Source organism: Sphingomonas oleivorans, from assembly GCF_003050615.1.
GTDB lineage: Bacteria > Pseudomonadota > Alphaproteobacteria > Sphingomonadales > Sphingomonadaceae > Sphingomonas_H > Sphingomonas_H oleivorans.
Genome location: NZ_NWBU01000010.1, coordinates 363,263 through 375,002, shown reverse-complemented (window position 1 = coordinate 375,002; position 11,740 = coordinate 363,263). Strand labels below are relative to the sequence as shown.

The window sequence follows — 11,740 nt, the reverse complement described above, 5'->3', positions numbered from 1 at the left end:
CTAGGAAATGAAACTCTACAACGTAATATCGCCCTACCGGCTATCAGGCGACAACTCATATACCTTTCGATTTCAGGTAAATGATCTCAAATGCCTTCACTGACCTAAACTGTTGAAGGCGGTTAGAGAAACTAAAGGCATCATTCATCTCGTACTGCTGGAAAATGTCGAGTCCACGATCGAGAGCAATTTTCCAGCCCGTATCAGTTACAATATGGCGCGCATGAATCGTGTTTGTCTCGTCAAATTCCCACGTGAAGCGGATCCCTGCACCGTCGCACGACGAAGCAATCGCCGACAGGTTTTCTTCTTGCTTCTCGGGCCGGATTCCATCGAGGCAAGTAATCAAGTGCACATCGACCTCGTCGGCCGGTGATTGGGTTTTCGCTATCGTCTCAACAAGCTCCATAACGTTGCGGATCTGGTAAAACGCGCGGACGTACGGATCTGTGATGGTGATCTTTTGAGCCCCGGCGAGGTAGGGGCCAAACAGCCCATCGAAAGTCACGCCCTTCTGGTTTTCCGCAAAGGTGAAGTGGCCTTCGCTCGGGCCCTCCGGCTTTGCCGTTGCCAATGTGTCAGCTTTCGGTGTCAGGCTGCTACGGTCATTGCCGGTTGAAGGCATGCCCACTGTTTCAATGCCAGCCTGCCCAGGTCCATCGGACTCTTGCGCGCGCCGGTAATAGAAGCTGGGGAACTCGGTTTCCTCGAGGGTCGCGACCTTGACCTTTTCGCCGCCCTTCCGGGTGAATGAAAAGTCGACCTCGGGATAGGTCGTGTCGATACGCATGAGCTGATCCTTGACACGCTTGCGCCCCTCCAACGCGAGCCTCAAGACCTCTTCAATCTCGTCCGGGGTCACGTCCCCATGCGGGAAGAGCAGCTTCATGAAACCGGAAAATGTCTTGTGAACCCCATCCCGATCGCGTGTGGAAATATCCGGGGAGAGATCGAAGTGCGCTCGATATCGGTCGGAATAGTCATCGTTGCGAAGATGGCGAAGAATCTCCGCAAGATAGTCGACAACGAAGCCATATCCGTCAGAGAACATCTCACCGCGAATAACGCCCACCTCCCAGCCAGGGATGTAGGTGTGCAGGCGATCGATGAACGCGGAATCGTAGTACTTGTCGGGAAGCTCATCGAACAGGTCTGTGTTCTTGAGCATGTAGGGAACCGTGTGCTTCGTGTTACCCACGAAGACCATCGATGCCTCGGCCCCCAGCGGCTCTACGCCACGGGAAAAGGTCTTGTTGGCCATGTAGTTCTTGAGAATGTCGACAAGCGCCTTGTCCACCTTCTTCTGTTTGCCCGCAAACTCGTCGAGCGCCACGACATCCCAGTAACCGACAAGACCGATTTTGCCTGAGCTGTTGTTGACGAACAGCTTTGGCACGGTGACTTCGCCACCTGATACGAGGATTCCGTGCGGCGAAAACTCCGAGAAGATGTGAGACTTGCCTGTGCCCTTGGGTCCCAACTCAATCAGGTTGTAGTTGCGCTCCACAAAGGGGATGAGACGCATCAGCTGGATCAGTTTTGACCGGCGGCCAAACATGTCTGGGTTGAAGCCAACAGTCTGGAACAGAAGGTCGATCCACTCATCAGTGGTGAACGTCTTGCGAGCCTCGAGATACGCATCATAATCAAACTGAGATAGCTGGATCGGCTTCATGGACCCGAGGATCCATGGCGTGACGTTCTTGTCCTCGGTGTAATCGTACTCGATATCGGCAATGCACCACACTCCTCCGACAAGGAGCTTGGGGTGGGTCTTGACGGTCCCGGAATCGATGAGGACCTTCGAAATTCCGAGGTTGGCGAAGCTGGCCTCGTAAGCATCGCTCTTGTCGTTCAATGCCACACTGATCCGATCAATGATCTTCCAACGCCCCTTCTCTCGGATGTTGGATTTGATCAGGCCGGCTTCATTGCGGTGCACATAGTGCTTGCGCAAAATCTCGCGCACGGTCTCGATCCCCGACTGGATCGAGGCCTCATCATTGGTCGCGCAATATTGTCCTAGAAGGTACTCGAGAACGTAGGTCGGGACGATGGCGTTGCCTTTGACAGCCTTCACCAGATCCTTCCGCACGACGAGGCCGGGGAAGCGTTCATTGATCTTGTCGTCCAGCGCGGTCATGCCCCTGCCTCTCAGAAATCGAAATCGTTCGTGAAACTGCGCCGCAGGACATAGCGAGCGCTCCGGTATTCTCGAAAATGCGATGTGTCGCCGTGCTGTTCTTCAAGCTTCAGGGTGACCTCCTGGCCATTGAACGCATCAGCCTTCCTCGACATCAGGAAACGCACCTGGTGTTCACGCTCCCTGGGATTATCCGACCTGAAATCGAAGGTGAGGTCGTGGCTGTCCGAGATCAGTTCGCCGGTGGCGGAGTAGATGCCGGCGCGCAGGCGCCGCGGCCGTGTTTTCTCTGTGGCCGCATCCAGCTGGTAGAGCCGCACGGAAATCTGGCCTGACGTGATCACCTGGCTCGTGCTGGCCGTGATCTCCACTTCGACCTGCGAAGTATCGCTTTGCCGCGACTTGTTGATCCGCAGGACCGGCACGACCACTTCTTGCAAGGTTGCGCCGCCATGAACGAAGCGGCTGCCAGACCCCTTCAGGCGAAGCCGATTAATGGACTTGGGGACAAGCATCTCAACTTCACCCTCCAATCCAGCAGACACGGCGTCGAAGTGCCGCAAGCCGGGTTGCGCCTTGAGGCCATGCCCCAGAACAAACCGCCGGTTCCGGAACAGGATAGCGTCGCCAGCGACCTCTGCGCCGGAAAAGTCGCTCTCCTCAATGGGCCGATGCTGGTAGATGAAGCCATGATCCGCGGTAATCAGCAGGCTGGTCGCGTTGGCCGAAGTCAGCTTCTTGATGAGCTGCACCATGGCCTCAAGCGTATCCTCGGCCGCATCAAAGACATGCTCCTCGGTTGCCGGCTTATCGCCAATGGCATCAATCCGATTGTGATAGACGTAGATCACGTCGTGATCGCGGAACATTGCCCGACACTCGTCCTTGGGCATTGCTATCAGTTCATCGGCCATCAACGCCGTGGTTCGGTCGCCCTCCCGTCCGCGCGCTAGGATCTTTTTGCGGTTTTCGAGGCCAAGCGAACTCTGTCCGTCGACGATGGCGGTGCTGGTGTCGTTATCGGCGATTTGCAGATCACGATTGGGAAGCAACGATGCCATACCGAGCTGCGTATAGGTGGGCAGCGATCCGAGCATAGCCTCCAGATCAGCATCGTACTTGTCGAGTTCACGCACCCGACCGAGGAGCTCGTCGGCAATTTCGTACCGCATGGCGTCGGAGATGATGACGCAGATCTTCTGACCCTTGCGCCGATACTCCCCAACATGCGTCTGATAGAAGTCACGCTGGCGAACGATGCCCGGCACGTCCCATGCCGCTGCGGCATCGATATGAACCTGCCAGGCATCGTTGAGCCTCAGCAGGTAGCTGTTCACGTAGTGGTTCTCGACCTGCTCGAACAGCTCGGCCATGAGGCTGGCCTGGGCTGACCGCTGCATGTGGCGGATGAATTTGCGATAGAGCTGGTCGATCCTGAACCATGTGGTGGTATACCGGCTCACACCCTCCGCCAGGCCGACCATCCCCAGATTGACCTGGGACAGCGCAAACTGGAACTCCGACGCGAAGCCCACCGCTTCATAGAGGTCCTTGAAGCGCTCATACCAATGGCTTTGGCGGCGCTGCCTGATCCATCCCGCCACATCCCCGTTGGCCAGCGTCTTTGCCGCTACGCCGCGCACCAGCGCTACGATGATCGCGCGATCTACATCCTCGAAGGTGTCGAGTTCCATCAGTTCTCGGAAATCGCGCGCAGTCAGGTCGTCACGGATCGGCAAAATCTCCGCATAATCCGCCGACAGCTTCTCGAAGGCGACCGCGTTGTGGCGATTATTCTTCCAGCGCTTGAAGAAGACCAAGGCCTCAGGCGAAAGCTGCGGGGTGCCGCCAAGGCCGGCCGAGTGAGCTGACTTGAACAGCGTGATGGCAAGGTCGCTTACGCTCGGATTGGGCGCATGATAATTGAATTGCCGCCCAGTCTGCTGCCACAAGAAGTCGGCCAGCTTGACGCGCTCAATCAGCTTGATCGCATCGTCGCTCTCATTGGCCAATTCGGCCAAGAGCTGCTCGACGACCTCATCGAAACCAGCCCCTTCCCCAGCCTTGACGCAGACGACCAGCATCTTGAGCTTGATCGCCTCAAGCCGATCATCGCCGCGCACCATGGCGCGCAACTGTTCGAGCCGTCGCCCGGATCGGAAGAACTCCTCGTGCCCGCGCACGACCCCTTCCATCTCCAGCCCGAGCCCCAGTTCGGTCAGCCAGAGCGCGGCTTGGTCAGCCTTGAAGGCTCCTTGGGCTAGCTGGACGTCGAGTAGCCAGTTATCGATGCGATCAGGCTCAGCACCTTCCCGGTAGATGAGGAATCGTTGCTCCGGCTCTTCGCGCAGGATTCGGTGCTTCACCCCGAATTCGTTGTTGGCGAGCGCAATCTTCTCGATGCCTTCCAACTGGAGGGCATCGAACGTGGCGCGAAGCTCTCGCGCCGTATCAGTCCAGAAAACGATCCGATGCCGATCGAACGCCGCCTCAAGACCTTTTGCGATGCGGTCATTCATGCTCAGTCATCCGCATCCGAAAGGCCCTTGATCGGCTTCAGCGCCGCGCCAAATTTCGGGTAGTTGGCCTTCACCCCGTCGTCGAGGTCGACCTCGATCTTCTGCGTGGCCAGCGGGTAAAGCACATCGCGCTCATAGCCATCGAGCTCCTCAATCACCTTGGTAACCTCGCCCACCTCCTTCAGCGCCTTGGTGCGCTGTGCGGGTGTGGCCTCGGTACTGACGCTCAGCGTCTCAAGGCCCTTGCGGTGCGCTTCGAGCTTGTTGCGGAATTCGCGCAGGTAATCATTCAGCACGACGCTCACGGTGTCAGGCCGATAGCGGTGCATGTAGATCAGCGCCTGAAAGCTACCTTTCGGGCTGGAGAACATCCAGTAGATGGGACGCTTCTTGTACCGTTTCACATGATCGTTGAAGAAGTCGCGCGTGAAGTACCGGCGCAGGTCCTTGCCCAGCGATTCCTCGATGAATGCGAGGTTCTCCGCGAAACGCTCGTCGCCAAAGGTGACGCGGAGGAACTTGCGAAAGCGTTCGGTGATGTCATCGGCGAACCAGTCGCCCTCCAGCACTGGGATCACGTTGTCGGCATCCACCTCGAAGCTAGGCTGTGGCACGCGAGCAAGATATTCGGCTAGACCTTCACCTTGATTGGCCAGTATCATGCCAGGCGCATCGAGGCTGTAGCGCCCGAACATGCAGCCCACTGCGTAGCTGAGGAATTCGGATATCGTGTCGGTTCGCAGGCGGGCTTCTCGGTCACTTGCAGTGCCCCTCAGCCCATAACGATAAGCGGGATTACAGGTGAGTGTGATCTCTCCGACAGGCACTTCACCGGTGAGTTCGTCTTGCAGCCCGTAGGCATCGATGAAGATGCGGTTGTTCTCTCCCTCTAGCCGCTGCATCTCGTCCGTCATAACCTGCCATTGGGCGCGCTGGCGGACATAAGTGGCCTCCAGTGTCTCGGCCCGGTGTCCGGACGATAGCAGCGGGAGTGTGGAGAAATCCCATGAGGTTTCAGCAGCGTCCCAATCGGCACGCGCTATCGCCGTCGCCTTTCGCGGTATAGATAATGCCGAGTCTTCGAGGTCAACGATCGGCAGTTTCCCAATCGCACCTTCGCTATAGTCCACAGTTGGAGACAGGGCAGAGATCAATTTGTCGACGACTGATGAGTTAAGGAAACCAAGGACATTATAGATCTTAGGCTTATCGGCTATCGGAGAGGCCGACCCTTTGCTCTCAAATGCAAAATGATCAGGCAGAAGTCGCGCTGAAAATGACCCTATGGTCAAACTTGACCATGTAACACCGCCCACAAAAAAATATTGCGTATTCTGAGGACGTGAGCGCAGCTTCCCATTATCGTCTTTGAAATTTCTGATCTCAGTTCCATCATTTTGCCAGTTTAATACGAAATCACAATTTCCATACCATCGGCGAAATTGCCCGCCCTTTGTACATGGGAACCATTTTTTCTCTGCCAAATCCGTCGTAATAAGGTTCTCGATCAGGGCAGATTTTCCATATCCCACTTCGTGCCAAAGCCGCAGGAAGCGATCGTTCTCTCCAGTTTTGATACCCTGTTTCGGCGGCGCAATGGTCGAGAGAGGCAAACCGCGCTCAAATGCTTCAATGGCGTTATCGCTCAGCCAGTAAGCTATAGGCGCGCCGGGAATCTGATTAAGCGATTCCTGTTTCGTTTGGTATGCGCCAAAGGCAGAGTCGTGGAATAATGCTTCAATCTGATCATTGCTTCTAACAAGTGAGAACTTCTCGAAAAGGCGCCTCGCGAGAAAATGGCGTCCTTCCTGATTTAGTGCATTATGCACAATGAATGCCACCGACCCGAAGTCGGCCCCGAAGACGCCACGACCCAAGTGGATGAGCGACCCCAGTTTTTGGCCAAGCAACAGTCTAGATCTAAGTTCACCATATGAAGCAAGAAACATCCATGACGGAAGATTGATCATACCCCATGTACCTTCAGGTACGGTGAGTAAGCGGCACCTATCCATAAAGGCTGTCATTAAATCAGAGCAGCTATCAGGAAACACGTTTTCGAGCCACTCAGCAAGAAACGGATTAAGTCCTTTCACGCCAGCATACGGTGGGTTGGCGACCACGACACTATATTTCGGAGAAAGAGCTTCAGCCATCTCCAGCACTTTCAGAACACGTTCCTGTATCTCGCGGAGCAGCAGGTCGCCTCCGAAATCCCTCAATCTCACAGCGCGGGCAACCTCAGCGGGATCGCGCAGCTTTGGAACTATCAGTGAGCCAAAATTTTTGGCCTGCTCGAACTGCCCAAGAGTCTCGCGGAACTCAGTGGTGAACAGATCACGCCCGACCACGTTTGCAGCATCCTGCATCTCGGAATGCGTAAAGCGCACATCCTGCATCACGCACACATTCGGCTGCACGCGTAACTTGAGGAACTTCCGTCGCCCTAGCTTCGCTGCCGCCTTCATCGCAAGCGCGAAGGCCGCCAACGCGCCGGCGCGATCATCAAGCTCTATCCCGTGCAGGTTGCGACTGAGGATCAGGTCTGGGATTTCAGTCGCCTCGTAACCTTCCTCCTCATAGATCGCGTAGAGCAGGTCGAAGGCGTAAGTCAGCATATGCCCGGAGCCGCAGGCCGGATCGCAGATGCGGATATCCTCGGGTTTGCCGATCCGCAGGAAGTCCGTCTCCGGCTCTTCCTGCGCGATGTAGTAATCCATCTGCCCGGCCAGTTCCGATCCCGGCCGGTTCAGCAGCCAGAGCCGCCCCAGCGAATTCTCCACCAGGTAACGAACGATCCAGTGCGGGGTGAACAGCTGGGTGGCGGCCGGGATGTTCTCGGCCGTGATCTTCTTGTTTTTCTTGAGGCCGGCAAAGACCTCATCCTTCTTCTCCGAGATGTAGAACTGATAGAGCCAGCCAATGATCTCAACGTCTTGGCAGGCATCCTCCGACATCACGGCCCGTGCCTTGGCGAGCAGACTGTCGGCAGACAGCAGGTCTTCCGGCAACAAGAGCTCGGTGTAATCCGCAATCTTCTCGAACATGAAGGGCATGACCGCATGCCACTGGTTACAGGCGGCAACCAACAGCAGGCGATAGGCCTCGCCCTGGGCATCGGCCGAAGGCGTGCGCCCGTCCAGCAGGGCGGCCACCTTCTCCCGCACCGCCGGGGACACCTCTTCATCGATGTGTCCCGCGGCAGCTTCCGCCAAGGTCTCCGGCCGCGTCTGTCCCTCGGCGGGCGATACGACCTTCAACCGCGTATAGCCGTTCGCATCCATGAAGCGCAGGGCGGTGAAGCGGTTGAACCAGGTATAGGCGACCCGTTCGACGACCTGCTCGCGGTCCGTCCGGGCGATCTCCGCTTCCAGTTCTGCAACGGCTTTCGGCTGCTCACGCCGCGCGGCACTCTGCTCCGCCAACACGAGGTTCAGGCGCGTGGATACTTGCGCCTTAAGCGTGCGGCGGGCTTCCTGCGCGAAGGGTTTCAGCTTCGACGTATCCATTAAACGGTGATCCTCTTGCCGCTGCGGATCTCGGTAAGCAGCGTTTCGCGATAGGATTTAAGATAGGCGTCCACGTCTGCCTCATCGGCCAGGGCAGCGGTGCGGAAAGAAACCTTGAGGTTCGCGATTGAGACATACTCAACCTTCGGCGCGACAGGCGGGGCTCCGGAGAAGCCGCCAGCAGGAGACGCGCTAACCTTGCTGTCGGGATTTTGAGCACTGTCGCCGGGCTCAGGATGGGTCATTGGCGGCTGCTTGGCGCTTTCGAGTTTGCCCAGCAGCTCGGGGAATGTTGTGGACGTGAAGTGCGCGGTCCTTTCGCGGATCACTGCGATCAAAGATGCCGCGCGCACTGCTTCGAGCAACTTATCGCATACCCGGCAGACATCATCGGGGACAGACGGAAGCCCGCTTTGAGTAGAGGTAGCCTCGATATGCCCGATACGCTGTTCGATATCCTTAACCGCCACCTCACGCTCGATCGCGACAAGCCGCTCGATCTGCAGCCGCAGCCCATCAAGCTGCACCTTCACCTGCTGGATGGAGTTGCCCTTGTAGCAGGATGGATCCGCGAGCGCCGACTGGATGGTGGCCGCCTCTCCACCGCTGACGTAGCTCAAATTGTCCGCATTCCGAGACAGGAAGTCCCGCGCCTCGTCATAGATCTTGCATTGTGCGCCGCCCATAAACCGCAGCAAGGGATCGATCACCTGCTCCTTGGCATCGAGCAGCGCGTCTTCGTGCTGTGGTAGGTCGGTGAAGTACCAGCCATAAGGCTTGCCCTCGGCTTCGCGCAGCTTGGCAATCACCGGGGAAACCGCAGCGACGAACGGGTAATCCCGGGCCTTCCCCTCGAGGTCGACCAACGCCTTGGTGAGCCCGGCTATCGCCTCCCCAGTCTCTTTGCCAAGCGCCTTGCCGTCCGATGCCGCCGGCGGCTTGTCGAACATTTCACGGTAGAATTCCCGCAGTGCGCGAACCTGTCCGGCGGTAAATTCGACCTGCAAGTCGAGCACGATGTTGGCTAGGGCGTGGGAGTTCTTCAGAGCACGCTCCAGGGCATCACCTTCGAGCGGTGCCCCATCCGATCGAGCCTCCAGCTTGCCGTGGGAAAACAGGCTCGCGACCGTGCAAAGAACCGCCGCATTGGGCCAGCCATAGGGCTTGATTTCGAACCGCTCCGCGATGGCCTTCACGGTGGTCCTGACACCAGTGCGTGCGTTCGATTGCGTGAAGTTCAGGATTTCCTGCTCCGCTTCGGTGAGATTGCTACCGCCGGGGATCAAGGATCCATCGCTATTCTGGCGCAGATACCGACCGATATCCCCTTCGGAATAGGTGGCGCCGCGAAGCATCGGTAGATTGGTGTAGACCTTGTCGACCAGCGCCTGGAATGCACGCCGCACAAGCACCTGGGGATCTTCGCCCCGAATATCCAGCTCCTCGCCTCGAACGAACAGCTGAGCTTCGGAAACGAGCGTGCGCGCGCGCGTTGTCAGATCCCGATGCCGGTTGGCATTTTGCTGCCCCTTTTCACTGATGATCCGTTCAATCGAGGGCTGCGGTGAGGTGGCGCGGGCCTGACGAACGTATTTGTCAGTCTTGCGGAACATCATTAGGTCGCGAGCAAAGCGATCATCGGCCTTGAGCAGGATAACCAGTTCATCGCTGGACATGCTCGCCATGCGAGCCGCTTCGGGCTTCCCGGCATTTTCATGGAACGGCGTAACGATGTTGATGCCCAGCTCGTAGTCCCTGCCCTGGAGGCGATCGTCGAGCTTTCGGGCAAACGCGTAGTCGTGCTGTGCTACATCATGCCGCATCTTGCGGTCGCGGACGACCGCATCAAAAATCAGCGCCTCCAGCTCCTTTGCGATCTCCGTGCTGTCGACCTCGACGTTCTTGATTTCCTGCTCGATATCTTTTTCTTCATCGGTCAGGAATTCAAACAGATCGCCATTGCGCTGAATGTAGGTGTTCTGCTCGAGAAGGCTTAGGGCTTCCTCCACCCGTCGCTTGAGAGCTGTTTCGTCCTCATCAAACTTTTCCCGCATCAGGATCGCGATGTTGCGAGCTGTTGGCTTGAAGGACTTTTCGTACTTGACCAGGAACAGTGCCTTCAACACCCGGGTCGCAAACTGGTCCCCAAGGTTGCGCTCGGCGATCTGGATCGACTGCTGAACGCTGGATTTGAGGGCCGTCCGTATCCCCTCAAACATCAAGTCGAACGTCGCAATTCGGCCGAGCTCGAGGTCGGAGAGGTGGACAGCCACCTCCTGAAACACACCGAGCATGGAACGCTCGCCAACGGAACTGTGGCGCCCTTCGAAGGCATTGTGCTGCGATAGCCCCTGAATGGCCATCTGGAACAGCTCATACTGGTACGGGATGAACGGGTAGCTATGGATGAAGTGGTCCCGGTCGGCGAAATTCTTGAGTGCGCGTGATCCATCAGCGAAGTCGAACAGGGTCCGCAGATTATTGGCCTCGCGCCGGTAGAGGTCGGCGAGGCTCTCAACGCCAGACTCGGTCTTTTTGAGCAGACGCTTCTGGATAACCTCGGCCACGTCGGCACTGTTCAAGGGCATCCGGTTCGCAAAGCGTGCCTGGATCTTGGAGAAGTCATTCTCCTGGCGCTCATCCATGTCGCCAATCACCGCATTCATATCCTGCTGGGCCGTCACAATAATCCACGCCCTGCCGCGGCATTTGGTGTTCAGACTTTCCGCGATGGTCTGAAGATTGGTCATCAGCTTGACGTTGTCGGCGATAAACTGACCAACCTCGTCCACGAAGAAGTTCAGGCGGAAGTCCTTGCCCTCAGCGTCGACATATGCCTTCACCTTGTCGGCGAAATCCTCGATCGAAACCTTGAAGTCCGACCGGTACTTGTTGAGGATGCCCGTAGCTTCCGCGGGGGCCGCGCCAGTAGATTTTGCATAGGCTTTGGCAATGTTGGCACCTTCCAGCAGATGCTGCTCACGACCGCGCTCCCAAGATTTTCCCGCGACAGCTTGGTAGGCTTCCCTGAATGCTCCGTAGACACCACGGCTGTCCAAATCTCTCTCGAACTGCGCGATGTAGGCTTGCTTGCCATAGTAACCGCAAGTTTCGTCGAACACCTTCTGGAAAACCGACAGCAACGCATCGATCTGATCCTTCGAGATGACGTCAGCCTTCTGGTCGATGTTGAACAGGATGCTCTTGGAAGGGATCGACACCGCGCGCTTGAGATCCGCTGAGAGGATCTCATCATCGACGCATTTCTCCTTGAACACCTCAAAGGCGAGCGCCCCGCCAACCTCGCGGTTCTCGAGCAGCATGGCCAGCATCTTGAGGAGGTGCGATTTACCTGATCCGAAAAAGCCCGAAATCCAGGCGCCGTTCGCGGTCGTATAGTTGTTGTAGGCGTCGAGGAACCGCTCGATCTGCTTCTTGATCTCGTTCGTGAGGACATATTCCTCAAGCTCAATGCGCAAGCTGGCATCGTCATCGGCCTTGATAACGCCTTCAATCGGTCGGTCGACAGGCTTTTCAAATATATCGCGCAGGATGGTCATGCAGCCCCC

At 57.1% G+C, this 11,740-nt stretch carries 4 protein-coding genes; all 4 read right to left on the bottom strand.

Translation table 11 applies throughout. The annotated features are described in order from the left end of the window. Window positions 1-55: 55 nt before the first annotated feature. Genes brxL through brxC form a run of 4 tightly spaced genes read right to left on the bottom strand, consistent with a single transcriptional unit; the run spans window position 56 to window position 11,731 of the window. On the bottom strand, window positions 56-2,143 hold the full coding sequence (gene brxL, locus CLG96_RS13050; RefSeq protein WP_107968400.1) for a BREX system Lon protease-like protein BrxL: 2,088 nt from the start codon (window positions 2,141-2,143) through the stop codon (window positions 56-58). A gap of 11 nt (window positions 2,144-2,154) precedes the next feature. After that, the gene (pglZ, locus tag CLG96_RS13045; protein WP_107968399.1) at window positions 2,155-4,662 is read right to left on the bottom strand and encodes a BREX-1 system phosphatase PglZ type A; all 2,508 of its coding nucleotides are present in this window, start codon (window positions 4,660-4,662) and stop codon (window positions 2,155-2,157) included. A 2-nt stretch (window positions 4,663-4,664) separates the two neighbouring features. Next, window positions 4,665-8,171: a BREX-1 system adenine-specific DNA-methyltransferase PglX gene (pglX, locus tag CLG96_RS13040; RefSeq protein WP_107968398.1), complete on the bottom strand. Its 3,507-nt coding sequence runs from the start codon at window positions 8,169-8,171 to the stop codon at window positions 4,665-4,667. Then, the gene (brxC, locus tag CLG96_RS13035) at window positions 8,171-11,731 is read right to left on the bottom strand and encodes a BREX system P-loop protein BrxC (RefSeq protein ID WP_107968397.1); all 3,561 of its coding nucleotides are present in this window, start codon (window positions 11,729-11,731) and stop codon (window positions 8,171-8,173) included. The genes pglX and brxC overlap by 1 nt, the downstream gene beginning before the upstream one ends. Window positions 11,732-11,740: the final 9 nt, after the last annotated feature.